Raw genomic sequence first — 24,805 nt, forward strand, 5'->3', positions numbered from 1 at the left:
GTCAGTTCAACCGCGCCATGGCCAGGGCTATGTGACGCGACATCATGTCCACGGCCTGTGCCTCCGCCATGGAGAACGCCGGCCCGGTCCCGCTCCTGAACAGCGTCAGCACGCCGTGCACGGTCCCTGACGCGCCGGTCAGCGGCACGCACAGCAACGACGTCACGTTCGCGCGTACGAGGACCGGCGCGCCGGAGGCGTCACGGCCGAAGGCCTCCGGGTCCTCGGGCCGCACCTGAAGTGCCGTCGAACCGCCGCGCGCCGCCTCGACCACGAGGGGGCACGCGGCGGGATCCTGCCCGGCCAGGGCCGCCACCTCCTCGGCGCACTGCGCCGGTCCCAGGACCGCTGTACGGGTCAGGCGCGCGGCGCCCGAGTCGGCCACCACCCAGTCCGCGAACCGCCCGTGCAGCACCCCCGCCGCGCGTTCGAGGGCCGGTGCGGCGCCCTCGTCGGGCAGGCTCAGCAACGCCGTGGCCATGGCGTCCACCAGGTCCATCAGCGCCGCCCGCCGGGTGGTCTCGGACAGACTCGGCACCGCGGGGCCGGGCGCGTCCCGCCCCGACGGCACCAGGTCGTCCGCGGGCTGCAGCACGACGAGCACGGCGGTCCGGGGCTCCCCGCCGGGGCGCAGCGCGGTGAGCGTCGCCCGCACCGGCACCGACGGCTCCTGCTGGAGGTGCACGGTGAGGCCGCGGTCGCCCTCGCCGCGCGCCACCGCCGCCGCCTGCGAACGGAACGCGGCCCGGTCGGCGTGCGCCAGGAACCCGGTCAGCGGCCGGCCGGTCGCGTAACCGGCGCGGACACCGGCGAGCGCGGTCGCGGCGAAGTTCAGTCTGCGCACCACCGTCTCGCGGTCCACGAGCGCGACGGGCACCGGCACCCGCTGGAAGAGCGCCTTGAGGAGTTGCTGCTCCTGACGGTCCACCGAGGCCATGGCGGTCACGCCGTCCGAGGACAGCCGCTGGAACCACGGCCACAACCGGTCCACCACATGGTCGAGTTCGAAGAGCGCCGCGTCCAGCACGGTCGGCAGGTCGCCGGCCGGAACGGACCGCGCCGCCTTCAACTCCGCGACACGGCGCACGAAATCCGCGAGTTGTTCACCGAATTCGCCCGTCTCCGCCATGCGACGAACGTAACCCGAACCCGCCGTTCCGGGTGGGCCGGGGGGAGAACCCGCAGGGCCCGTTTTCCGCGCAGGTGAGCGGGAAGGCGCCGAGGGAGAGGAGCGGATGGAGCGGAGGAGGCGATCATGCCGATCACGCCGGAGAACGGTCAACTCGGCGTACTGGGCGCGGAGTCACCCGACTCGGCCCATCCGGGACGCCGGTTGTCGGAACTCGCCGAGCAGGCCGCGCGCTGCACCGTCGACTGCTGCGGCGCGAGCAGCACGGTGTCCCGCGGCGGCGCGGAGCGCCCCGCCGCGGTGACCCACCCCGATCTGGCCGGGCTCGTGTCGGTGCAGCTTCGGTCCGGCGACGGACCGATCCCGGCCGCCGTGGAACGCGGTGGACCCGTCGACTCGGCCGACCTGCTCGTCGAGGAGCGCTGGCCGGAGTACCGGGCGATGGCCCTCGACTCGGGCGTCCGCTCCAGCGTCACCATCCCCTTCCGGCGGTCCGGGCTGACCGTCACCCTCAGCCTCTACAGCTTCCGGCCCGGCGCCCTGAAGGACGCTCCGCACGGCCCCGCCCGCGCGCTCGGCGACCTCGCCGCGAGCTGTCTGGTCCGCGACCTCTCCTACCGTGCCGCCCTCACCGAACTGGACCAGCTGGGCGCGGCGCTGCGCTCCCGGCCCGTCGTCGACCAGGCCTGCGGCATCGTCATGCACGCCCTCGGCTGCGACGCGGACCGGGCCTTCGCGGTGCTGCGCCGGATCTCGCAGGGCACCAACCGGAAACTCACCGACGTCGCCGGCGCCGTCGTGGACAGACGTGGCCGCGGGCTGGAGCGGGAGCTGCTCTCCCTGTCCGGCTGAGCGGCCGCGGGCGCCGGCCGGCGGCTGTCCCGCGCGGCGCCGGCGGACACCGGGCGGGCCGTGCGGTGTCACCCGCTCGGACGCCCGTTTTCCCGCGAATGGTGTCCGGCCGCGCGCGCCCCGCAGCGGGGCGGGCTGTGATGGGCCCGAGGAGCGCGACGGCCGTGCTCCTCGGGAAACCGCCCTGCCGAAGGAGCCCCCTCCATGCGCCGCACCGCCCGTGCCCTGTCCGCCCTCGCCCTGGCCGGTGCCGCCCTGGGTGCCTCCGCGTCGGCCGCGTCCGCGGATCCGGACGCGAAGGTCAGCCCGGGGTCCGTGGAACCCGGCGGCACCGTGACCATCTCCGTGACCTGCGACGAGCTCACCGGTGCCCCGCCGGAGTCCATCGACGCCACCTCGAAGGGGTTCGAGGAGGGCAAGATCCAGCTGCACCGCGTCCAGGACGGCGCGACCGGAGCGGGGGGTCCACAGAGCGCACCGGGTGCGGGAACGACGTCGGGCACCACCGATCCGGGTGGCGTGCCCGGTCCGACGCAGGCGCCGGGCACACCCGGTGTCACGGATCCCGGTGGCGCGGCGGGTCTCACGGATCCGGGAGGCGTGACCGGGCAGACCGATCCCGACGGCTCGGCGGGTCTCACAGAACCTGACGGCTCGGCGGGTCTGACGGACCTCGACGGTTCGGCGGGTCTGACGGACCCGGACGGTTCGGCGGGTCTGACGGACCCGGACGGTTCGGCGGGACTGACGGACCCGGGTACCGGGACGGGCCTGACGGATCCCGGAGGCACGTCCGGTCTGACGGACCCCGGTGGTACCAACGGCCAGACGGACCCCGGTGGTACCAACGGCCTGACGGACCCCGGTGGTACGTCCGGTCTGACGGACCCCGCAGGCACGGCCGGTGTGGCCGATCCCGGTGGCGCCACGGCCGTCTCGTACCGCGGCACGGCCCGCATCCCGACCGGGGGCAGCGCCTCCGACGCCGACTCCAAGTGGGGTGTCGACGGTGCCTGCCCCGCCGAGGCCGGCGGCCGGTCCAAGCCCTGGAGCGCCTCCTACTCCGTGGCCCGGGGCACCGGTGGCGAACACGGGAAGGCCGAGGACGAGGGCGGCGCCGAGGACCACGGGAAGACGGGGGAGGACGGCACCGGCGGGGAACACGGCACCGACGAGTACGGCGCCGCGGCCGTCCAGCGCGGGGTGGACGCCGGTTCGGGCGGCACCTTCACCGACTCCGTCCCCGCCCTGATCTGCGGGAGCGTCCTCATCGCCGGGGCCGTGGGAGCTGCGGTGCACCGCCTGCGCCGCCGGCGCAGGACCTGGGGGCGCTGACACCGCGGCGGGGCCCGGCCCGGCCGGGTGCCCATGGGGCGGTGGCACCGTGGGTACGCAGACGGCCGAGGGCCGTGCCGGGACGGGAACCCGGACAGGGCACGGCACCACGGACTGCGCGGAGGCACTCATGCGGCGGACGGATCCGGAAGACCACGGCCCGGTCCGCTACGGCCCGCCGCTGCCCGGCCAGGGCCTGCCCGTGCTGCCCGCCCTCGGCTCCGTGCTCGCCGCTGCCGCCGGCCCGGCCGGCGCCGAGCCCTGCGGCGGCGGACCCGAACTCCTCGCAGCGGCCTGCGGCTACTGGAACCGCCGCGGACTGCCCGCGACGGCCGACCTGGTGGCCGCCGCTCCCGGCGCTCCCGCGCTGCTCCTCGCCCTGACCGGCGCGCTCGGCGGCGACGTCCTGGTGCCCCGTCCCTGCGCCGCGTGGTGGGAGCCGCAGGCCCGCCTGCTGGGACGGTCCGTCTTCCATGTGGCGACACCCGCCGAGTGCGGCGGCGTCCCGGACCCGTACGCCCTCCTGGAGACCGTCCGCCGGATCCGCACGGAGGGCGGCGATCCGCGCCTGGTCGTCCTCTCGGTGGCCGACGACCCCACCGCCACCGTCGCACCCCCCGAACTGGTGCACGAGACCGTGGAGGCGGCGGCGGGCGAGGGGCTGCACGTCGTCAGCGACGAGACGTGGCGCGACACCGTGCACCGGGCGCACGACACCGTGCTGCTCAGTCCGGCCGAGATGCTCCCCGACCGGGTCACCGTCCTCACCGACCTCGCGGGCCCGTTCCTGCCGCAGGGCTGGCCGGCCGCCGTCGCCCGGTTCCCCGACAACGACCCGGGGGCGCGGCTGCGTTCGCAGGTCCTCGACGTGCTCACCGTGCTCGGGGCGCGCGTCGCGGAACCGGTCGCCGCGGCAGCCACGTACGCACTCGGCGAGCCGGAGGTGGTCACGGAGCGGCTCGCGGCTGCCGTACGCCTGCACGCGGAGGTGGCCCGGGCCGCGCACCGCGCGGTGGTCGGCGCGGGCGCGCTCGCGCGGCCCCCGCAGGCGGGCAGACACCTGTACGCGGACCTCGGCCCCTTCCGCACCGCGCTCGGCGCGCACGGTGTGGGCGACGCCCAGGACCTGGAGGACTTCCTCACCGCCCGGCTCGGGATGCCCGCGCCGGGCGGCCATCGGTTCGGCGACGACCTCGCCGCGCTGCGCGTACGCCTGGGCACGGGGCCGCTGCTCGGCACCACGGACGAGGAGCGGGAGGAATGCCTCACCGCCCCCTCACCGTTGGAACTGCCGCATGTGCAACAGGCGTTGACCCTGTTGGGGTCTGCCTTCGACGATCTCCGCGACGAAGCTCAGCGATGGGAGCCTCCTCGATGACGCAGCAGTCCGAGTCGACCACGAGCACGACCACCGAGGACGCCGACGATCCGGCGTCCTGTGCGAGCCCGGCGGCGGCCGGGCACGTGTCCTCACCCCTTCCCCTCGCCGCGCCGGCCGAGGCCGGCCCCCTCGTCGACGCCCGTCCTCTCGCCGATTCCCGTCCCGCTGCCGCCCCCGGTCCCCTCGCCGGTCCCCGGCCCCTCGCCGAGCCCCGCCCGCTCGGCGAGAAGCGGCGCTGGCCACGGTCCTTCGCGGACCGGCTCACCGCGCCGCTGCCGGGGCTGAGGGCCCTCGCCCGGTTCGCGCGCGAGGGGGCGCTGCGCCCCGGGACCGCGGGGCTGGCCGACATTCCGCGACTGCCCTACGAGCCGGGGCCGTTGCCCCGTGTCGACGCCCGTACGGTCGCCGTCTCCTGGGCGGGGCACGCGAGCTGGGTGGTGCGGATCGGTGGGCTCACCGTCCTCACCGACCCGGTGTGGTCGCGCAAGATCCTCGGCACCCCGGCCCGGATCACCCCGGTCGGCGTGGCCTGGAGCGCGCTGCCGCGGATCGACGCGGTGGTGATCAGCCACAACCACTACGACCATCTGGACGCGCCGACCCTGCGCCGACTCCCGCGCGAGACACGCGTGTTCGCACCGGCCGGGCTCGGCGGCTGGTTCAGGCGCCGCCGGTTCGGCCAGGTCACCGAGCTCGACTGGTGGGAGGCGGCCGAACTGCGCGGAGTCCGCTTCGACTTCGTCCCCGCGCACCACTGGTCCAAGCGCAGCCTCGCGGACACCTGCCGCACGCTGTGGGGCGGCTGGGTCCTGACCGCGCCCGACGGCCGGCGCGTGTACTTCGCCGGGGACACCGGTTACGGCCACTGGTTCTCCCGGATCGGCGAACTCTACCCGGGCATCGACCTGGCCCTCCTGCCCATCGGGGCGTACGACCCCCGCTGGTGGCTCAGCGACGTGCACTGCGACCCCGAGGAGGCGGTCCGCGCGGCGGTGGATCTCGGCGCCCGCCGCATGGCGCCCATGCACTGGGGCACGTTCGTCCTGTCCGCCGAGCCCGTCCTGGAGCCGCTGACGCGGGTGCGGGCGGCCTGGGAGAAGGAAGGGCTGCCCCGGGAGGACCTGTGGGACCTGCCGGTCGGGGCCTCACGCGTGCTCGCGGCCTCCCGCGTCCCCGACTGAGCCACCGGCCCCGCGTCCGTGCGGACGCCGGGGATCCTGCGCGCCCCGGCGACAACGGGGCCCCTGCGCGCTCGCGGACGCCGGGCCCGGTCCGCCCCCGCGGAAGCGCTCGCGGGCCCCGCGGAAGCGGCCCCGGTCTACGTGGCCGGCTTCCGCACCCTGCGCCACAGGCTCGGCGCGGCACTGATCGCCAGCGTCACCGCGACCGCCGCGACCACGCCCTCCCACGGCTCGCTGAACAGCGAACCGCCGAGTATGCCGATCAGCTGGTACGTCACCGCCCAGGCCAGGCAGGCGGGCACGTCGCCGCGGGCGAAGGTGCGCAGCGGCATCTTCGCGAGCAGGCAGGCCAGCATCACCGGGATACGGCCCGCCGGGACGAGACGGGACAGCACGAGGACGGCGATGCCGTGGTCGTTCAGCTTCTCCTGCGCCTGGCCGAGGCGTTCCTCGGGGGCGCGGTCGCGCAGCGTGGCCAGCCACCGGGAGCCGTTCTTGGACCGCATGCCGCGCTGGCCGAGCCAGTACAGCGCGACGTCCCCGAGGAAGGCCGCGAGCGACGCGACGGCGAAGACCATCAGCAGCGCGAACGGCGCCGTCTGGTGGAAGGCCACCACGGCCGCCGAACTCACCAGCGCTCCCGTGGGCACCACCGGGACGAGCGCGCCCACCAGGACGAGCAGGAACAGCGTGGGGTAACCGATGGCCTGCTGGGTCGACTCGGGCGACACGCTGGTGGCCGCGGCGGACAGGGATATCACCGATCGACCCCCGGTCGTGCGCCGTCGCCGCGTCCCGGGCCGCGCACCGTGCCCCGGGACAGCTCCGTCGCCGTCATCGCCGTCATCGCCGTCATCGCGGTCACCGCGCGACCTCCGGACGGACGCTCTCGCCGTGACCGAGCCGGTGCACCGAGACCAGGGGCGCGTGCTCGGCCGCGAGGCGCACGAACTCCTCGCCCGGCGCATGGAATTCATGGGGGCGCACGGCGTCCATCCCGATCGGCCAGTACGTGCCGTAGTGCACCGGCACCGCGCTGCGCGGCGACAACCGGGCGAGCGCCTGCGCGGCCCGCCCCGCGTCGAGGTGGCCCTCACCGAGGTACGGACCCCAGCCGCCCACCGGCAGCAGCGCCACGTCGACCGGCCCGACCTCCTCCGCCATCGACGGGAACAGGCCGGTGTCCCCGGCGAAGTACGTGCGCGCCTCACCCTCGACCACGTATCCGAGGGCGGGGGAGCGGTGCGGTCCGACCGGGAGCCTGCGTCCGTCGTGCCGTGCCGGGACGGCCCGTACGACCAGGTCACCGACCTGGATCCGGTCGCCGGGCGCCACCTCCGTGAGCAGCAGATGACGCAGCCGGCGCAGCCCGGGCACCGCGCGCGGCGCGCCCTCGGGCACGAGCAGCCGGGTGCCGGGCGCGAGCAGCGCGAGCGACGGCAGATGCAGATGGTCGGCGTGCAGATGGGAGACGAGCGCCACGTCGGCGACCGCGGCCTCGGGCGGGGGCGGCGCCCCGCGCCTGCGCCGCAGGTGCGCGAGCCGGCGCGCGAAGAGGGGGTCGGTGAGCACGCGTGTCCCGGAGTCCTCCAGCGTGCAGGTGGCATGCCCCCACCAGGTGATCTCCACCGGCACTTCTTTGCCTCCTTCGCGCGACTCCCCCCGAGCCTACGGGCAGGAGTAGGGTCGGCGGCGAAACCCGGAGGTGAGGGGGACGCCATGGGAGACGCGCGCGGTGCCTCGGTCCCGCACGCCGGCCGGTTCCCGCTGGAGGAGAGCGGCGCCGGCCGGTTCCCGCCGGAGCACGGCGGCCCCGGCCCGCACACGCCGGACCGTCCGCTCGGACCGAGCGGTGCCCGCGGTCCGCACACGCCGGGCCACCCGCTCGACCGGGACCGCTCACGGGCGCTGCGGGTCACGGCGATCGCCAGCCTGATCCCTCTCGAGGAGCTCGAAGCGGACCCGTTCCTGGTCGACTCCCGCAGCCAGCACGCGATCTGTGCCCGCTGGGCCGCCGAGCGGGGCTACGTGGTCACGCGGGAACTGCTCGTGGGCGGCCTGCGCACCGATCACCGCACCCTGTGGGAGGACGTCGAGGCGGGTCTCGTCGACCTGTTCGTCGCACCGAGCCGCCGGGTCCTGGAGCGCGCTCTCGTCTCCGTCGACGAGTTCACCGCCGAGTGCGTGCGCCGCGGGGTGCGCGTGGAGACCGTCGGCTGCGCCGAACCCTCGTACGACGCCCAGATGAAGGCCCGGATCCACCGCCGTCTGTCGATGCCGACGGCGGGCTACGACGGCCGCTGACGTGCGTCCCGCGCGGCGAACGGGCCGTGGCCCGGTGCCGCCGGTGTGACAGGGTGGGAGCAGGCCTCGCGGACCGGGCGGGCCGCGAGGCGAGGTGGACTGGGCGTGGGTGGAGGACGTTGGCGGCGGTTCCTCAGCGGAGTGTGGCGCAGCATCACCGTCTGGGCCGCGTCCACGGCGACGATGCTCGTCCTCGCCGGTCTGCTGCCCGACTTCCAGCTCCAGTCGGACGACGGCGACAGCGCCACGCAGATCGCCGTCACCGCCGCGGCAGGAGCGGGCGTCTTCGGTCTGCTGTCGTCGCTGGTGTGGCCGCTGCTGGTGCGGGCCCTGCTGCTGGTGCCCGCCCTCGTGCTCGGCCTCCTCGTGTTCTTCCTCAACGGGTCGCTGCTGCTGCTCGCCCTGCGGATCAGCCCCTCCGGGCAGGGTGAGGCCGCCCCGGAGACCGCGGTGGTCGTCGCCGCCGTGATGTCCGCCGTCGCCTCCGCCACGGGCGGTGCCCTGGCCGTACGGGACGACGACGCGTACCGGCGCCGACTGTACCGGCTCGCCGACCGGCGCCGCCGCCGGGGCGACGGGCAGGCCGGGCCCTCGACTCCCGGTGCCGTCTTCGTCCAGCTCGACGGAGTCGGACACGACCTCCTCGTGCAGGCCGCCGGGAAGGGCCTGATGCCGACCGTGGCGCGGTGGCTCGGCGGCGACCGCCCCACCCACCGGCTCACGCCCTGGCGCACCGACTGGTCCAGCCAGACCGGCGCCAGCCAGCTCGGCATCCTGCACGGCAGCAACCACGACATCCCGGCCTTCCGCTGGTACGAGAAGGACAGCCAGGAGGTCATGGTCTGCAACCGGCCCACCAGCGCGGCCGAACTCCAGCGCCGGGCCGTCGAGCACACCGGCGACGGAGGGCTCCTCACCGTCGACGGCGCGAGCCGCGGCAACCTGTTCAGTGGCGGTGCCGACCAACTCGCCCTCGTCCTGTCCGTGGCCGCGCGCCGAGGCCGGGAGAACCGCTCGCGGGCCGGGTACTTCGCCTACTTCTCCGACCCCGCCAACGCCGTACGGACCGCCATGTCGTTCGTCGCCGAGGTCTTCCGGGAGATCGGCCAGTCCACCCGGGCCCGGGCGAAGAAGCGGCGGCCACGCGTCAAGCGCGGCGGGCTCTACCCCGTCGTCCGCGCCTTCGCGACCGTCGTCGAGCGGGACGTCGTCGTCGCCGCGGTGATCGGCGACATGCTCGCCGGCCGCAACGCCGTCTACGCGGACCTGGTCGCCTACGACGAGGTGGCGCACCACTCCGGACCGCGCGGCCGGGACGCCGAGAAGGTGCTGGAGCGGCTGGACCGCTCGCTCGCGCTGATCGCGAAGGTCGCCGAGCACGCCCCCCGGCCCTACCGGATCGTGCTGCTGTCCGACCACGGCCAGAGCCCCGGCGAGACCTTCCTGACCCGATACGGCCTCAGTCTCGGCAACCTGGTCCGCGCCGGCTGCGGACTGCCCGTGCCGCGCAAGGCGCAGCGCACGCACAGCGGCGCCGAGGCGCGGGCCGCCGTACGGGCCGCGCTGCGCCGGCCCGTCGAGGAGGGCGGCGAGCGGCACCGGCCCGCGCGGCGCCGCTCCGAGCCCATCGTGCTGGCCTCCGGAAATCTCGGCCTGATCTCCTTCCCGGACGTGCCGCACCGGATGAGCAGGGAGGAGATCGACCGCCGTCATCCCGCACTGCTGTCCACGCTGGCCAACCACCCCGGCGTCGGCTTCGTGCTCGTGCGCAGCGAGGAGTACGGCGCACTGGTCCTCGCCGCGAACGGCGCGGAGGTGCCGTTGGACGAGCTGGACGACGAACACCCGGGTCCGCTCGCCGACTTCGGGCCGGGCGCGGCCGACGCCGTACGGCGCACGCACTCGTTCCCGCACACCGCCGACATCATGGTCAACTCCTGGTACGACCCCGAGGAGGGCGAGGTGCTCGCCTTCGAGGAGCAGATCGGCTCGCACGGCGGACTCGGCGGGGCCCAGGGACGGCCCTTCCTGTTGTCGCCGGTCATGCTGTCCGCGCCGGTCGGGGACAGCGCCGAACTCGTCGGCGCGGAGCAGGTGCACCAGGTGCTGAGACGGTGGCTGCGCGAGTGCGACGGCCCTCAGGTGCCGCTGGCGGAGCCCTCCAAAGAGCGCGCGGCCTGACGTGCGCCTGAAGGAGCGCGCCTCCTGACGCACCCCCGAAGGAGCGCGTCGTCTGACGGCCCGGCCGCCGGCGTGCGGTGTCACGCGCACCGTCCGGCCGGGCCCGCGGGGCGTCCTTCGCCCCCGTCAGCGCGCCAGCGGTGCGACCACCCAGCGCCGCGTCCTGAACATGCTGTCGGCCTGCCCGATCTCGATGAGCTTGCGGGCTGCCGGGAACGCCTCATTGCCCTCGATCTCGTAGCCCACCTGCGAGGTGCCCGGCACGTCGCGGATCTCCAGCCGACGGCGTACGTCGTCGGCCGGGCGCTCGGCGTCCGAGCCCACCACGGCGAGATGCTCGACCAGCCGGAGCTGGGCCGCGGCCAGCGACTCGGCCGGGTCGCGGGGGAGCGGCGCCACCGCGGCCCGCGGCCCCTCGCCGGACGGCGGGGCCACCACCGAACTGGGCGTGCGCGTCGAGCCCGCGGCCTCACGCGTCGACAGGTGGGCCTGCACCACGGTCCCGTCGTTGTCCAGCGCCACCCGGATCTCGCCCCGGCCCGGCGTGATCACCGGGATCCCGTCGAAGGTCTGACGGAACGTCACATGTGTTTCCAGTGACACGGGTTCACCGAGCCGCGAGCCGTCCTTGGTGCCGGAGTTCTGCCACAGGTCGTGCACGGACTCCACGACCAGTTCGGCGCCGTCCGCGTGCTGCTCGGCGAAGGCGCGCGCCAGATCCACCGCCCGGCCGGTGTCCAGCTGCTCGGTGTTGCGGTGGTTGGCCTCCGCGAGCCTCACCCAGCGCGCGGCGAGCGGTGCCGTCGCCACGTACCGGTCGCCGGAGTTCGCGCTCAGCACTCCCTGCCGCTCTACCTGGACCTCCTGGAGGGCGGCCTGCGGGAAGTCCGCCAGCCGGCCGAGCCGGGCGAGTTCGGCGCTCGGGTCGCGCGGCGCGAGCTGCACGGTCAGCTCCGGCACGACGGTCGCCGCCTCGCGCAGGCTGCTGCGGGCGTAGTACCAGCGCCAGGCGTACCACGCGTCGGAGACGTGCTCGCGGAAGAAGTTCCGCTCGGAGCCCAGACGGTTCGTCGCCTCGGCCTGCGTGGGGCCGGTGGCCGCGACCGACGGCGCCTGCCCGTGGTAGATGTCCCACGAGGCGTTCAGCCAGGCGTCGCAGAAGGTCTGCCCGGCCCGCCACTTCTCCCAGAACTTCCGGCCGTAGTCGGGGCTGTCGATGCTCGTCGACTCGAACCCGAAGAGCATCCGTGACCCGAGGTTGGGGCCCGCCCAGGTGCGGATCGGGGTGTGCCCGTCCAGGACGCGCACCGAGTTGCAGGTGGACCAGAAGACGTAGTTCACCTTCTCGTCGCCGAACGCCATGTTGCTGGACACGGCGTCGCTGCGGCCGTCCCACACCGCGCCGAGCGGTGCGAAGAACACCCCGTTGCCGTCCATGCCGCCGTGTCCGGAGTGGTAGACGGCGACGACGGCGTCCACACCGTAGCGGTCCTGCCAGTTGTCGTACGCCTGCTCGTACGCCCACACCTGCGCGCCGCCGTCCGCGAACCAGAAGTTGCGGTCGTAGAACTGCTGGAGATAGGCGAGCCACCCGGTGGCGTCCTCGTGCGTGTGCGAGAGCGGGTTCTGGTTCACGAACTTCTGGATGCTGAACGCGCCCCACCAGCCGAACGTCGAATCCCGGCCGGCAGCGCCGGGCTTGCCCGAGTCGAGCGGTGACGGACCACGGTCCGAGTAGATCATGCGCATGGTCAAACCCCCTGATGGTCCACCTCGCCGCGCTCGGTCCCGGAGGGGCGAGGGGGCCTCAAAATGTCACCGCGGCAGGGGTTTGCCCAGCGCGCATACCGGCCATCGGGGCAGCGCCCCGGGCATGCCACGCTGCCTCAGGTGCCGCTTCGGGAAGGGTCCCGCGAGCGGCGGGGAGCGGTCCCGCACGCGAGAAAATGGGCTGCGACGGCCGGGCACCGGTGCCCACACTGTTCGCATCGGACACCGCGCACCTGCGGTCCCCTGTCGAACAACCCCGAGGAGTCCCTGCGTGCAGGCAGCCGTCGCCGTCACCCCCGCCCGCATACCGGAACTGCTGCTCGGTCTCGCGACCGTACGGCCGGTCTTCATCTGGGGCGCGCCCGGCATCGGGAAGTCCTCCCTCGTAAGGGAGTTCGCCGAATCGCTGGGCCTGGAGTGCGTGAGCCTGCTCGGTACCCAGCTGGCCCCCGAGGACCTCATCGGCGTGCCGCAGATCCGCGACGGCCGCTCGGTGTTCTGTCCGCCCGAGGCGATCGCCCGCGACGAGCCGTACTGCCTGTTCCTCGACGAACTGAACGCGGCGACCCCCGACGTCCAGAAGGCCTTCTACTCGCTGATCCTGGACCGCCGCATCGGCACCTACGAACTGCCGAAGGGCTCCATCGTGATCGGCGCGGGCAACCGCGCGACCGACAACGCGCTGGCCCGGCCCATCGCCTCGGCCCTCGTCAACCGCCTCACCCATGTGCACCTGGAGGCGTCGCCGAAGGACTGGCTCGCCTGGGCCGCCGCCCACGACATCCACCCCTGGATCCTCGACCACCTCGCCGACCGGCCCGACCACCTGTGGTCCAAGCCGCCGAAGACGGAGGAGCCCTTCTCCACGCCCCGCTCCTGGCACATGCTCTCCGACGCCCTGCACTCCTTCGGCGCCGCCCTCGACGAAGCCACGCTGAAGGTGATCGCGCACGGCACGCTGACCCCCGCGCACGCCGTCGCCTTCTGCGGCTACGTCAAGATCGTGCGCAGCCGCTTCGGCATCGAGGCGATCGTCAAGGGCGACGCCCGCTGGCCCCACCGCCCCGAGGACCGCGACCTGCTCTACTACCTCGCCGAGTCCTTCCGCGGCCGACTCGTCAAGGAACTGCCCGCCGACCGGGAGCATCTCTCCGAGAACGGCCGGCAGACCGCGTACCGGGCCAAGTCCCTCCTCGTCCAGCTCGCCGAGATCTCCGTCGAGGTCGCCCAGACCGTCATCGCCGGCGACACCGACGGCAATCCCGTCCTGCCCGCGTGGTTCCTGGTGGAGGCGGCCCGGGACATGCCGCGCCTCGTCGAGGCCCGGCAGTGAGCCGGCGCCGCGCCCAGGACCCCGAGGAGAAGCCCGACCCGGCCGCCGAGGCCTTCGCCGAGGGCATGCGGCTGGTGCGCGCCAACCGTGCGCTGGCCGCCGTCGGATTCAGCACCTGCCGTCAGGAGAGCTGCGCGCGGGCGCCCCGGGACGGACTGGTGCGTGTCGACTCCGGCGGCGTCCTGCACGTCCACCCCACCCGCCGCGCCGAACCCGCCGCCTGGGCCTGGGCCGTCGCCCACGCCGTCATCCACCTCGGCTTCGGCCACGTACCGGCCGCGACCGGCGAGCGCGAACAGCCCGACCGCTACGCCCTCGCCGCCCGCTGCGTCGTGGTCAACCGCTTCCTGCTCGGGCTCCCGATCGGGCTCACCCCCGAAGACCTGCCGGCCTCCTACCCCGACGGCGACGAGGAGAAGCTCGCCGCACGCTGGCGCCGGGACGGCATCCCGCCCATGTACGAGCACTGCGGCACGGCAGGCGGCGCGCCGGACCAGGTGCTGGTGCCGTGGAACAGCTGGACCGGCGGCAGCCCGCCGGACTGGCCGACCGCCTTCGCGCACGCCCTGACCCGCACCGTGTCCGCGGCCATGGACATGGCCGGCGGCCGTCGGGCCTCCATGCGCGGCGGACCCGTCCGGCTCCAGCCCTGGGAGCGGGCGCTGAGCTGGTTCGTCTCCTCCTACCCGCTGCTCGGCGGCGTCGCCGCCGGCATCACCGTCGTCGCCGATGCCGAACTCGCCCGCGCCCACGGCATCTCCGTCGCCGCCGTCGACGCGGAGGCCGCCGAGATCTACATCAACCCGCTCCGTCGGTTCGACGACGAGGAGTGGCGGTTCGTCCTCGCCCACGAGATGCTGCACGCCGCCCTCAGACACGGCGACCGCTGTGGCCCCCGCGACCCGTACCTCTTCAACGTCGCCGCCGACTACGTCGTCAACGGCTGGCTGTGCGAGATGCAGATCGGCACGATGCCCGAAGGGCTGCTGTACGACCCGGACCTCAAGGACCTGTCCGCGGAGGAGGTCTACGACCGGATCGCCGGCGACCTGCGACGGGCACGACGCCTGTCCACGCTGCGCGGCAAGGGCGCCGGCGACATCCTCGGCGGCCCGCTCGGCGCACCGCGCGACTACGTCGACCTCGACGAGTTCTACCGCCGGGGACTCGCCCAGGGCCTCGACCTCCACCAGCAGCAGGAGCGCGGCTACCTGCCGGGCGGACTGGTGGAGGACATCCGCGCGCTCAGCCACCCCCCGCTGCCCTGGGACGCCCGACTGGCCCGCTGGTTCGACGAGTTCGTGCCCCGTCCCGAGCCGGTGCGCAGCTACGCGCGTCCGGCGCGCCGCCAGGCGTCCACCCCCGACATCCCGCGCGCGGGCCGCCACTTCCCGCCCGAGGAGATCGCCCGCTGCACCTTCGGCGTCGTCCTCGACACCTCGGCCTCCATGGACCGCACCCTGCTCGGCAAGGCCCTGGGCGCGATCGCCTCGTACGCCGACGCCCGTGACGTGCCCGCCGCCCGGGTCGTCTTCTGCGACGCCGCGCCGCACGACGCGGGCTATCTGCCGCCGACCGAGATCGCCGGATGCGTCCGCGTGCACGGACGCGGCGGCACGGTGCTGCAGCCCGGCATCGACCTGCTGCACCGCGCCGACGACTTCCCGCCGGGCGCGCCCGTGCTGGTGATCACGGACGGTGAGTGCGACGTGCTGCGGGTGCGCCGCGAGCACGCGTACCTGATCCCGCAGGGCGCACGGCTCCCGTTCACCGCGCGCGGGCCGGTCTTCCGGGTGCGGTGACGCCTCCGCGGCGGGCCGCGGCGCGCCCGCCGCGGGAGGCGCCCCCGCCGAATCCCGTGACTCCCCGAGCACTTGACCCGGCCCGGACCGGCTCGGGCCGACAGGCCCGCCCTTCGCCCCGCCCTTCGCCCCGCCCTTCGCCCCGCCCTTCGCCCCGCCCTTCGCCCCCGCCCTTCGCCCCCGCCGGGGAAATCACCTGCACGGTCCGGCAGGTCGGCGTCGTATCCGGTGGGTGCGGGGGGCCCGGGTGTGATCGGATGAGGACACGGCCCCCGGGAGGGGGACACACGCGAAAGGACTCATCGTGGCAACCACGCGCACCGCACACACCGTGTGGGAAGGCAACCTGCTCGAAGGCAACGGCGTCGTCACCTTCGACTCCTCCGGCATCGGCCAGCAGCCGGTGACGTGGGCGTCGCGGGCCCAGGACGCGAACGGCAAGACCAGCCCCGAGGAACTGATCGCCGCCGCCCACTCCAGCTGCTTCTCCATGGCGCTGTCGCACGCCCTGGCCGGCGCCGGTACCCCGCCCGCCAAGCTCGTCACCAACGCCGACGTCACGTTCCAGCCCGGCGAGGGCATCACCGGCATCCACCTCACCGTCGAGGGCACGGTGCCCGGCCTCGACAACGACGGCTTCGTCGCGGCGGCGGAGGAGGCCAAGAAGAACTGCCCGGTCAGCCAGGCGCTGACCGGCACGACGATCACCCTGTCGGCGAAGCTCGCCTGACAGCCGCCCGCACCGCTGCCGCGGTTCCCCTCCCGGGGCCGCGGCAGCGCTGTGTCCGGGCCGCCGTACCGCCGCGGCCCGCCGGGAGGGCCCCTCGCGCCCGCCCCGTACGGTCCCGCCGGGCCGCGGCGACCCCCGGCAGCGGGCATCCGTCCCATTGACAACCAGGCACTCAAGTTTTGTGCTGGATATTGGGCAGAGTTCGCGGAAGGGGACGGACATGACACGTGCGGTCGGGATCGATCTCGGGACGACGAACTCGGTGGTGGCCGTCCTGGAGGGCGGCGACCCCACCGTGGTCGCGAACGCCGAGGGCGCGCGCACCACACCCTCCGTGGTGGCCTTCGCCAAGAACGGCGAGGTGCTCGTCGGCGAGGTCGCCAAGCGGCAGGCGGTCACGAACGTGGAGCGCACGGCACGCTCCGTGAAGCGTCACATGGGCGACGTGAGCTGGCGCTTCCCGGAGAGCGGCTCCGTCGACGGCACCCGCTACCGGGCGCAGGAGCTGTCCGCGCGGGTGCTGCAGAAGCTCAAGCGCGACGCCGAGGCGTATCTCGGCGAGGACGTCACGGACGCCGTGATCACGGTACCCGCCTACTTCGACGACGCGCAGCGCCAGGCCACCAAGGAGGCGGGCGAGATCGCGGGGCTCAAGGTCCTGCGCATCATCAACGAGCCCACGGCGGCGGCCCTGGCGTACGGGCTGGACCGGGGCGAGGAGCAGACCGTCCTGGTCTTCGACCTCGGCGGAGGAACCTTCGACGTCTCGCTCCTGGAGATCGGCGACGGCGTCATCGAGGTGAAGGCCACCAACGGCGACACCCGGCTCGGCGGCGACGACTGGGACCAGCGGATCGTGGAACACCTCGCCCAGCGTTTCAAGGCCGGGCACGGCATCGACCTGGGCCACGACAAGATGGCGCTCCAGCGGCTGCGCGAGGGCGCCGAGAAGGCCAAGATCGAGCTGTCCAGCTCGACCGAGACGACCGTCAACCTGCCCTACATCACCGCCACCGCCGACGGCCCGCTGCACCTCGACGAGAAGCTGACCCGGGCGCAGTTCCAGGAGCTCACCGCGGACCTGCTCGACCGCTGCCGCACCCCCTTCCACCAGGCGGTCAAGGACGCGGGCGTGAAACTGTCGGCGGTCGACCACGTCATCCTGGTCGGCGGCTCCACCCGTATGCCCGCCGTCACCGATCTGGTGAAGGAGCTCACCGGCAAGGACCCGCACAAGGGCGTCAACCCCGACGAGGTCGTGGCCGTCGGCGCCGCGCTGCAGGCCGGAGTGATCCGCGGCGACGTCAAGGACGTGCTGCTGCTCGACGTCACCCCGCTGTCCCTCGGCATCGAGACCAAGGGCGGCATCATGACCAAGCTCATCGAGCGCAACACGACGATCCCGACCAGGCGTTCGGAGATCTTCACCACGGCCGCGGACAACCAGCCCTCGGTGGGCATCCAGGTCTACCAGGGCGAGCGGGAGATCGCCGCGTACAACAAGAAGCTCGGCGTCTTCGACCTCACCGGGCTGCCGCCCGCGCCGCGCGGGGTCCCGCAGATCGAGGTCGCCTTCGACATCGACGCGAACGGCATCATGCACGTCTCGGCGAAGGACCTCGCCACCGGTCGCGAACAGAAGATGACCGTCACCGGTGGCTCCGCGCTGCCCAAGGACGACATCGACCGCATGATGCGCGAGGCCGAGCAGTACGCCGAGGACGACCGCAGGCGCCGGGAGGAGGCGGAGACCCGCAACCAGGCCGAGCAGCTCGTCTACCAGACGGAGAAGTTCCTCCGCGAGAACGAGGACCGCGTTCCGCCGGACACCAGGACGGAGGTGCAGGCCGCGGCGGCCGACCTGAAGAGGCTCCTGGAGGGCTCCACCGACACGGCCGTGCTGCGCGACGGCATCGAGAAGCTGGCCACCGTCAGCCAGCAGATGGGCCAGGCCATGTACGCGCAGGCCCAGCGGGACCGGCCCCCGCAGGACGAGCACCCCACCGAGCAGGCACAGGGCGACGAGGAGGGCGTGGTGGACGCGGAGATCGTCGACGAGACCAGGGACGGCGAGGCGAAGGGCGGCGCCGCCTGACCGGCCGCCGGGCGGGCGAGCCTGGCCGCGTGCGCGTGCGCGTGCGGGTCAGGCGTCCGTCCGCTCCCAGCCGCGTCGTGGGGGCCGCGGTCCGAGCTGTCTCGGGTCGCGGGAGCGGTACACGACGTACGGCCGGAACAGGTACTGCACCGGGGCGCTGAACATGTGCACCAGCCGCGTGTACGGGACGAGCGCGATGAGCGCCATCCCGATGACCGCGTGGACCTGGTACAGCACCGGCACCCCCTCCATCAGCTCCGTCCTCGGCCGCAGTGTGAACAGACTGCGCGCCCAGGGGGCGATGGTCTCGCGGTAGTTGTAGCCGTCGCCGGAGGTGTGCGCCAGCTTCGCGATCATGCCCAGCACGATGGCGCCGAGCAGCACCACGTACATCAGCTTGTCGTTGACGGTCGTCGCGCGGAACACCGGTGAGTTGGTGCGCCGGCGGTAGATCAGCAGCACGATGCCGAGCACCGTGAGGACACCGGCCGCCGTACCCCCGTACAGCGAGAACAGGTGGTACGTGTGCTCGCTGACGCCGAGCGACCGCGTCCAGGACTCCGGGACGAACAGCCCCACCAGATGCCCGGCGAGCACGAACAGGATTCCGTAGTGGAAGGCGGGGGAGGCGATGTTCAGCAGCCTCGACTCGTAGACCTGGGACGAGCGCGTGGTCCAGCCGAACTTGTCGTAGCGGTGGCGCCAGACGAGTCCCGCGACGAGCAGTGCGAAGGCGATGTACGGCAGGGCGCCCCACAGGAGCGTGCTCATGAGTTCTCTCCGATGCCGGCGAGGGGTTCGGCAGCGGCGGGGCCGAACGGCGCCGGGCCGCCGAAGGGACCGTGGCCGCCGGACGGTTCCAGACCGCCGAAGGGTTCGAGGCCGACGTCCTCGCGCGGCGGCCCCGACCGGGCCAGCGCGAGCGCCTCGGAACGGTCCTTGGGGGAGGGGCCGGGGAGCGTGGCGCACACCGCGTCGAGCACCGACGCGTACGGCGTCCCGAAGTCCGTGAGCGCAAGACGCAGCAACTCCAGCCCGGCGCGGTGCTCGCGCAGCAGGAACGGCCCGGCGTGCGCGGAGAACTCCAGGACCGCCGGGAGGAAGTCCGGCAGCTCCTCACCGGTGAACTCCATGCCGTGTTCCCGGTACACCTGCTTGAAGCGCACCAGCGACATGCCGCGCCGCCGGGTGTCGCCGTCGCGCCACCAGCTCAGGTAGAGGCTGTGCCGGTTCTTGAAGTCGAAGACCTGGACGTAGTGGGCGGCGAGGTCCTGGGCCGGCTCGGCCGCCGCGTGAGCGAGGAACTCCGCGAGTTCCGGGGCCGCCGCGCGCAGCAGCCCGAGCCGCTCGCGGAACGTCCCGTCCGGGTACGACAGGCAGTACGCGGCGGCCTGGTAGAGCACGGCGTGCGGCTTCATGTGTCCTCCCGGTCCGTCGTCTGCCGCCGGCGCAGGACATGGAAGTTCTCCACGGACACGAGCGGCAGCCGTCTGCGGCCCGAGTCCTGGCCGAAGGGCCCGTCGCCGCCCATGCCGGGCCCGCCCTCGTAGTCGAGGCTGCACCCGTCGGGCAGCGCGGACTCCTCCAGACGCCGGGCGTCCCCGACGGCGGCCGTCGGAATCACGTACCGCTCCTCGTACTTGGCGATCGCCAGCAGCCGGTACATCTCCTCGATCTCCGTGCCGCTCATGCCGACCGACGCGGCGATCGACGCGTCGGGCGGGTCGCCGAGGTTGAGGGCGCGCATGTGGGAACGCATGGCGGCGAGTCTGCCGAGGGAGGCGCGGACCGGTCCGACGTCACCCGCGGTGAACAGCTCGGCGAGGTATTCGAGGGGGATGCGCAGGGTGTCGATCGCGCCGAACAGGTTGTCCAGGTCCTCCCCGTCGTGCCCGGTCCCGGTCAGCGCGTCGACGACGGGGGACAGCGGCGGGATGTACCAGACCATCGGCATCGTGCGGTACTCCGGATGCAGGGGAAGCGCCACCCGGTACTTGCTGATCAGGGCGTGCACGGGGGAGCGCCGGGCCGCCTCCACCCAGTCGTGCGGGATCCCGGCCTCCTCGGCGGCACTGCGCACGGCGGGGTCCTCGGGGTCGAGGAACACGCCCAACTGGGCTTCGTACAGGGCCTTGTCGTCCGCGGTGGACGCGGCGGCGGTGACCCGGTCGGCGTCGTAGAGCATCACCCCGAGGTAGCGCAGCCGGCCCACGCACGTCTCGGAGCAGACGGTCGGCAGCCCGACCTCCACCCGCGGATAGCACAGCGTGCACTTCTCGGCCTTGCCGGTCCGGTGGTTGAAGTACACCTTCTTGTACGGGCAGCCGGTGACGCACATGCGCCAGCCCCGGCAGCGGTCCTGGTCGACCAGGACGATGCCGTCCTCGGTCCGCTTGTACATGGCGCCCGACGGACAGGACGCCACGCACGACGGGTTGAGACAGTGCTCGCAGATGCGCGGCAGATAGAACATGAAGGTCTCCTCGAAGGAGAACTTCACCTTCTCCGAGGCCTGTTCGCGCAGACGTTGCACCATCGGGTCCTGCTCGGCGAGTTCCGGGGCGCCCGCCAGGTTGTCGTCCCAGTTCGAGGACCACTCGATCTTCATCGGCTTCCCGGTCAGCTGCGAGACGGGCCGCGCCACCGGGAAGTCGTCGCCGAGCGGGGCCTCGGTGAGATTCCGGTAGTCGTACGTCCAGGGCTCGTAGTAGTCCTTGATCTCCGGGAGTTCGGGGTTGGAGAAGATACCCGCGAGCTTGTGGAGGCGTCCGCCGGCCTTGAGCCTGAGCGCGCCGCGCCGGTTGAGCTCCCAGCCGCCGCGCCACTTCTCCTGGTCCTCGTAGCGACGGGGATAGCCCTGTCCCGGCCTGGTCTCGACGTTGTTGAACCAGACGTACTCCATGCCGCTGCGGTTGGTCCACGCCTGCTTGCAGGTCACCGAACAGGTATGGCAGCCGATGCACTTGTCGAGGTTCATGACCATCGCGATCTGGGCCATCGGACGCATCAGTACTCGACCTCCTGGCTGCGGCGGCGGACGACCGTCACCTCGTCGCGCTGGTTGCCCGTCGGGCCCAGGTAGTTGAACGCCCAGGACAACTGGGCGTAACCGCCGATGAGATGGGACGGCTTGAGGAGCAGCCGGGTCAGCGAGTTGTGGATGCCGCCGCGCCTGCCGGTGGCCTCCGTCTTCGGGACGTTCACCGTGCGCTCCTGAGCATGGTGCATGTAGACCGTGCCCGCCGGCATCCGGTGCGAGACCACCGCGCGGGCCACCACCACGCCGTTGCGGTTCACCGCCTCGATCCAGTCGTCGTCCCGCACGCCGATCGCCGCCGCGTCCTCGGGGGACATCCAGATGTTCTGGCCGCCCCGCGACAGTGACAGCATGAACAGGTTGTCCTGATACTCGGAGTGGATGGACCACTTGTTGTGCGGCGTCAGATAACGGACCGTCACCTCGGCCTGTCCGTCCGCTCCGAGGCGCGGCTCACCGAACAGCCGGTGCATGTCGAGCGGCGGCCGGTACACCGGCAGTGCCTCGCCCAGTTCGTGCATCCAGTCGTGGTCCAGGAAGAAGTGCTGACGTCCGGTGAGGGTGTGCCAGGGCTTGAGGTGCTCGGTGTTGAGGGTGAACGCGGTGTAGCGCCGGCCGCCCGACTCGCTGCCCGACCACTCCGGCGAGGTGATCACCGGCACCGGCGCGGCCTGGGTGTCCGCGTACGTGATCCGCTTGCCCTCGTGCTCGGACGCCAGGTGCGCCATCTCCTGCCCCGTGCGTGCCTCCAGGGTGCGGAACCCCTGGGTGGCCAGACGACCGTTGGTCGTCCCGGACAGCGCGAGGATCGTGTTCGCCGCCTTCACCGCCGTGTCGAGCGCGGGCCGCCCGTCGGCGGGGCCGCCGCGCACGACGCCGTTCAGCTCCCGCAGGTGCTCGACCTCCTCGTCCGGCCGCAGGGCGATGCCCTTCGCGGGCAGCCCCAGCCGCTCCACCAGCGGGCCGAGCGCCGTGAACTTGGCGCCGATCGCCGTGTAGTCGCGCTCCACCACTGCCAGGTTCGGCAGGGTCTCGCCGGGCACCGGATCGCACTCGCCGCGTCTCCAGTCGCGTACCACCCCACCGGGCTGGGCGACCTCGCCCGGGGTGTCGTGCTGGAGAGCGGTGGCCACCAGGTCCTTGCGCACGCCGAGATGGTCGACGGCGAGTTCGCTCAGCCGCTCGGCCATCGCCTTGAACGTCTCGAAGTCGGTGCGGGCCTGCCACGGCGGGTCCACCGCCGGGGCGAAGGAGTGCACGTAGGGATGCATGTCGGTGGTCGACAGGTCGTGCTTCTCGTACCAGGTCGCCGCGGGCAGGACCACGTCCGACAACAGCGTCGAGGAGGTCTGCCGGAAGTCGAGGGAGAGCAGCAGGTCGAGCTTGCCCTCGGGGGCCTCCTCCCGCCAGGTCACGTCCCGGGGGCGGACCTCGGGCTCCGCCTCCTCGGCGCGCAGCGACGAGTGGGTGCCCAGCAGATGCCGGGTGAAGTACTCGGCGCCCTTCGCCGACGAGCCCAGCAGGTTGGCGCGCCACAGGGTGAGCACCCGCGGCCAGTTCTCCGGCGCGTCGGGGTCCTCGCAGGCGAACTTCAGGGTGCCCGCCCGGAGTTCGGCCACCGCGTTCGCCACCGGATCGCCGAACGACGCACCCAGCTCCAGCGGATTGCGGTCGAACGTCGGATACGACGGCATCCACCCCATACGAGCCGACAGCGCCAGGCAGTCCGCCGCCGTCATGCCCGCGAAGCGGCCCTCGCCGAGCGGGGAGGCGAGCACGTCGGCCGCGAACCGGTCGTAGCGCCACTGGTCGGTGTTGAGGAACCAGTACGCGGTGCCGATCATCTGCCGCGGCGGCCGGCTCCAGTCCCCGGCCCCCGCGAGCGTGGCCCAGCCGGTGGCCGGGCGGCACTTCTCCTGGCCCACGTAATGCGCCCAGCCGCCGCCGTTGCGGCCCTGGCAGCCGGTGAGCTGGAGCAGCGCGAGGAACGCCCGGTAGATCGTCTCGGAGTGGAACCAGTGATTGGTCCCCGCACCCATCAGGATCATGCAGCGGCCCCGCGACCGCTCGGCCGTGCGCGCGAACTCCCGGGCGATCCTGACGCACTTGGCCGCCGGGACGGACGTGTGGACCTCCTGCCAGCCGGGCGTTCCCGGCGTCCCGGCGTCCTCGTACGAGGACGGCCAGTCGCCCGGCAGTCCGGGCCGTCCCACCCCGTACTGCGCGAGCAGGAGATCGAAGACCGTCGTCACCAGCGGACCTCCGCGCCCGCCCAGCTGCGTCGCAGGAACACCCCGGCGCACGACGTCGCCACGGCCCTGGCCGTGCTCGCCGCCCTCGGTGTCGAAGCGCGGCAGCAGCACCTCGACCCCGCCCGCCTCCTCGTGCCCGTACAGCGTCAACGTAGGCTCGATGTCCCCCAGTTCGAGGTTCCACCTACCCTTGCCGGACTCCGTCCAGCGGAAGCCGAGAGAGCCGTTGGGCACCACCGCCCGGCCGGTCACCGAGTCCAGCACCACCGTCTTCCACTCGGCGCCCTCGCCGGCCCGGCCCACCTCGGTGGCGCGCAGGAATTTCGCGGGGACGTACGCGCCGTCCTCCTTCTCAGTCAGCGTCACCAGGAACGGCAGATCGGTGAACTTCCGTACGTAGTCGGTGAAGAAGGGCGTTCGACGGTCGACGAAGAACTCCTTGAGGACGACATGCCCCATCGCGAGGGCGAGCGCGCCGTCCGTGCCGGGATGAGGGTGCAGCCACTCGTCCGCGAACTTCGCGTTGTCCGCGTAGTCCGGCGCGACCACCACCACCTTCTGGCCGCGGTAGCGGGCCTCCGCCATCCAGTGGGCGTCCGGCGTCCGGGTCACCGGGACGTTCGAACCCCACATCATCAGGTACGCGGCGTCCCACCAGTCGCCCGACTCCGGCACATCGGTCTGGTCGCCGAAGACCTGCGGCGAGGCGACCGGCAGATCGGCGTACCAGTCGTAGAAGGAAAGCATCGGCGCGCCGATCAGGCTCATGAAACGTGCCCCGGCCGCGTGCGACACCATCGACATCGCGGGGATGGGGGAGAACCCGGCGATGCGGTCCGGGCCGTGCGTCTTGATCGTGTGGACGTGCGCCGCGGCGACGAGCTCGACCGCCTCGTCCCAGCCGGCGCGCACCAGGCCGCCCTTGCCGCGCGCCCGCTGGTAGCGGCGGCGGCGCTCCGGGTCGCCCTGGATGTCCGCCCAGGCCAGCACGGGATCGCCCAGCCGCCCCTTCGCCTCCCGGAACATCTCCAGCAGGACGCCCCGGACGTAGGGGTGACGGACCCGGGTGGGGGAGTACGTGTACCAGGAGAACGCGGCGCCCCGCGGACAGCCGCGCGGCTCGTACTCGGGACGGTCGGGCCCCACCGACGGATAGTCCGTCTCCTGGGTCTCCCACGTGATGATGCCGTCCTTGACGTACACCTTCCAACGGCAGGAACCGGTGCAGTTCACCCCGTGCGTCGAGTGCACGACCTTGTCGTGGCTCCAGCGGTCCCGGTAGAAGGAGTCCGCCTCGCGGCCGCCGGTCAGCCCGATGCTGTGCAGGTCGGGTGCCGCTGTGCCGTGGCGGAAGAACCGTCCGGCACGCAGCAGCGCCGCGCCCGGTTCGGTGGGCGGTGTCCGCGTGTCCGTCACGTGCGCT

General features: G+C 73.1%; 18 protein-coding genes. 10 read left to right on the forward strand and 8 right to left on the reverse strand.

Annotated features, from left to right (window positions below):
* Nucleotide 1 precedes the first annotated feature (1 nt).
* Nucleotides 2-1,129, reverse strand: a complete 1,128-nt coding sequence (locus BKI49_RS31120) for a PAS domain-containing protein (RefSeq protein WP_095937610.1) — start codon at nt 1,127-1,129, stop codon at nt 2-4.
* Nucleotides 1,130-1,255: 126 nt separating this feature from the next.
* Between BKI49_RS31120 and BKI49_RS31125 the strand changes: the two genes are divergently transcribed.
* From BKI49_RS31125 to BKI49_RS31140, 4 genes are all read left to right on the forward strand, one after another.
* Nucleotides 1,256-1,981, forward strand: a complete 726-nt coding sequence (locus BKI49_RS31125) for an ANTAR domain-containing response regulator (protein ID WP_095937611.1) — start codon at nt 1,256-1,258, stop codon at nt 1,979-1,981.
* 204 nt (nt 1,982-2,185) lie between these two features.
* Nucleotides 2,186-3,316: a collagen-like domain-containing protein gene (locus BKI49_RS31130; protein ID WP_095937612.1), complete on the forward strand. Its 1,131-nt coding sequence runs from the start codon at nt 2,186-2,188 to the stop codon at nt 3,314-3,316.
* A gap of 130 nt (nt 3,317-3,446) precedes the next feature.
* Nucleotides 3,447-4,694 (forward strand): aminotransferase class I/II-fold pyridoxal phosphate-dependent enzyme, encoded by a 1,248-nt coding sequence (locus BKI49_RS31135; RefSeq protein WP_095937613.1) that lies wholly within the window; start codon nt 3,447-3,449, stop codon nt 4,692-4,694.
* The gene (locus tag BKI49_RS31140; RefSeq protein WP_095937651.1) at nt 4,691-5,878 is read left to right on the forward strand and encodes an MBL fold metallo-hydrolase; all 1,188 of its coding nucleotides are present in this window, start codon (nt 4,691-4,693) and stop codon (nt 5,876-5,878) included. Before BKI49_RS31135 ends, BKI49_RS31140 begins: the two co-directional genes overlap by 4 nt.
* Before the next feature lie 137 nt (nt 5,879-6,015).
* Here the strand turns inward: BKI49_RS31140 and BKI49_RS31145 are convergent, their stop codons facing one another.
* Together BKI49_RS31145 and BKI49_RS31150 are read right to left on the reverse strand one after the other, a co-directional pair.
* Nucleotides 6,016-6,639, reverse strand: a complete 624-nt coding sequence (locus BKI49_RS31145; RefSeq protein WP_095937614.1) for a DedA family protein — start codon at nt 6,637-6,639, stop codon at nt 6,016-6,018.
* A gap of 100 nt (nt 6,640-6,739) precedes the next feature.
* A complete protein-coding gene (locus BKI49_RS31150; RefSeq protein ID WP_095937615.1) occupies nt 6,740-7,513 on the reverse strand; it encodes an MBL fold metallo-hydrolase in 774 nt (257 codons plus the stop codon).
* Nucleotides 7,514-7,786: 273 nt separating this feature from the next.
* On the opposite strand from BKI49_RS31150, the gene BKI49_RS31155 reads away from it, so the two are divergent.
* A complete protein-coding gene (locus BKI49_RS31155) occupies nt 7,787-8,182 on the forward strand; it encodes a hypothetical protein (protein WP_028801830.1) in 396 nt (131 codons plus the stop codon).
* Between the two features lie 105 nt (nt 8,183-8,287).
* Nucleotides 8,288-10,363: a phage holin family protein gene (locus BKI49_RS31160; protein WP_095937616.1), complete on the forward strand. Its 2,076-nt coding sequence runs from the start codon at nt 8,288-8,290 to the stop codon at nt 10,361-10,363.
* A gap of 126 nt (nt 10,364-10,489) precedes the next feature.
* Here the strand turns inward: BKI49_RS31160 and BKI49_RS31165 are convergent, their stop codons facing one another.
* Nucleotides 10,490-12,112 carry a DUF6345 domain-containing protein gene (locus BKI49_RS31165; RefSeq protein ID WP_095937617.1) on the reverse strand — a complete coding sequence of 541 codons (1,623 nt, stop codon included), beginning with the start codon at nt 12,110-12,112 and terminating at the stop codon, nt 10,490-10,492.
* 292 nt (nt 12,113-12,404) lie between these two features.
* Between BKI49_RS31165 and BKI49_RS31170 the strand changes: the two genes are divergently transcribed.
* The 4 genes from BKI49_RS31170 to dnaK all read left to right on the forward strand — a co-directional run bounded on the left by BKI49_RS31170 (nt 12,405) and on the right by dnaK (nt 18,093).
* Entirely contained in the window at nt 12,405-13,466 is a 1,062-nt protein-coding gene (locus tag BKI49_RS31170; protein WP_095937618.1) for an ATP-binding protein, read from the forward strand.
* Nucleotides 13,463-15,268, forward strand: a complete 1,806-nt coding sequence (locus tag BKI49_RS31175) for a vWA domain-containing protein (RefSeq protein WP_095937619.1) — start codon at nt 13,463-13,465, stop codon at nt 15,266-15,268. The genes BKI49_RS31170 and BKI49_RS31175 overlap by 4 nt, the downstream gene beginning before the upstream one ends.
* Before the next feature lie 304 nt (nt 15,269-15,572).
* Complete coding sequence (locus BKI49_RS31180) at nt 15,573-15,998, forward strand: OsmC family protein (RefSeq protein ID WP_095937620.1); 426 nt, start codon at nt 15,573-15,575, stop codon at nt 15,996-15,998.
* Nucleotides 15,999-16,218: 220 nt separating this feature from the next.
* Nucleotides 16,219-18,093, forward strand: a complete 1,875-nt coding sequence (dnaK, locus tag BKI49_RS31185; RefSeq protein WP_095937621.1) for a molecular chaperone DnaK — start codon at nt 16,219-16,221, stop codon at nt 18,091-18,093.
* 48 nt (nt 18,094-18,141) lie between these two features.
* On the opposite strand, the gene narI is transcribed toward dnaK, so the two are convergent.
* From narI to BKI49_RS31205, 4 genes are read right to left on the reverse strand one after another with little or no spacing between them, the layout of a single operon-like run.
* Nucleotides 18,142-18,864 (reverse strand): respiratory nitrate reductase subunit gamma, encoded by a 723-nt coding sequence (narI, locus tag BKI49_RS31190; RefSeq protein ID WP_095937622.1) that lies wholly within the window; start codon nt 18,862-18,864, stop codon nt 18,142-18,144.
* Nucleotides 18,861-19,511, reverse strand: coding sequence for a nitrate reductase molybdenum cofactor assembly chaperone (gene narJ / locus BKI49_RS31195; protein ID WP_095937623.1), 651 nt, complete (start codon nt 19,509-19,511; stop codon nt 18,861-18,863). Before narJ ends, narI begins: the two co-directional genes overlap by 4 nt.
* The gene (gene narH, locus BKI49_RS31200) at nt 19,508-21,100 is read right to left on the reverse strand and encodes a nitrate reductase subunit beta (protein WP_095937624.1); all 1,593 of its coding nucleotides are present in this window, start codon (nt 21,098-21,100) and stop codon (nt 19,508-19,510) included. The genes narJ and narH overlap by 4 nt, the downstream gene beginning before the upstream one ends.
* Complete coding sequence (locus tag BKI49_RS31205) at nt 21,100-24,798, reverse strand: nitrate reductase subunit alpha (protein ID WP_095937625.1); 3,699 nt, start codon at nt 24,796-24,798, stop codon at nt 21,100-21,102. Before BKI49_RS31205 ends, narH begins: the two co-directional genes overlap by 1 nt.
* Between the last annotated feature and the right edge of the window lie 7 nt (nt 24,799-24,805).

The sequence above is a fragment of the Streptomyces sp. Tue6028 genome, from assembly GCF_002300165.1.
Taxonomy (GTDB): Bacteria; Actinomycetota; Actinomycetes; order Streptomycetales; family Streptomycetaceae; genus Streptomyces; species Streptomyces siamensis.

Bases quoted from the DNA above. Each gene is read 5' to 3' on its own strand.
- dnaK (WP_095937621.1), top strand. From the start codon at position 16,219: ATGACACGTGCGGTCGGGATCGATCTCGGGACGACGAACTCGGTGGTG.
- BKI49_RS31130 (WP_095937612.1), top strand. From the start codon at position 2,186: ATGCGCCGCACCGCCCGTGCCCTGTCCGCCCTCGCCCTGGCCGGTGCC.
- BKI49_RS31165 (WP_095937617.1), bottom strand. From the start codon at position 12,112: ATGCGCATGATCTACTCGGACCGTGGTCCGTCACCGCTCGACTCGGGC.
- BKI49_RS31140 (WP_095937651.1), top strand. From the start codon at position 4,691: ATGACGCAGCAGTCCGAGTCGACCACGAGCACGACCACCGAGGACGCC.
- BKI49_RS31125 (WP_095937611.1), top strand. From the start codon at position 1,256: ATGCCGATCACGCCGGAGAACGGTCAACTCGGCGTACTGGGCGCGGAG.
- narJ (WP_095937623.1), bottom strand. From the start codon at position 19,511: ATGAAGCCGCACGCCGTGCTCTACCAGGCCGCCGCGTACTGCCTGTCG.
- narI (WP_095937622.1), bottom strand. From the start codon at position 18,864: ATGAGCACGCTCCTGTGGGGCGCCCTGCCGTACATCGCCTTCGCACTG.
- BKI49_RS31120 (WP_095937610.1), bottom strand. From the start codon at position 1,129: ATGGCGGAGACGGGCGAATTCGGTGAACAACTCGCGGATTTCGTGCGC.
- BKI49_RS31135 (WP_095937613.1), top strand. From the start codon at position 3,447: ATGCGGCGGACGGATCCGGAAGACCACGGCCCGGTCCGCTACGGCCCG.
- narH (WP_095937624.1), bottom strand. From the start codon at position 21,100: ATGCGTCCGATGGCCCAGATCGCGATGGTCATGAACCTCGACAAGTGC.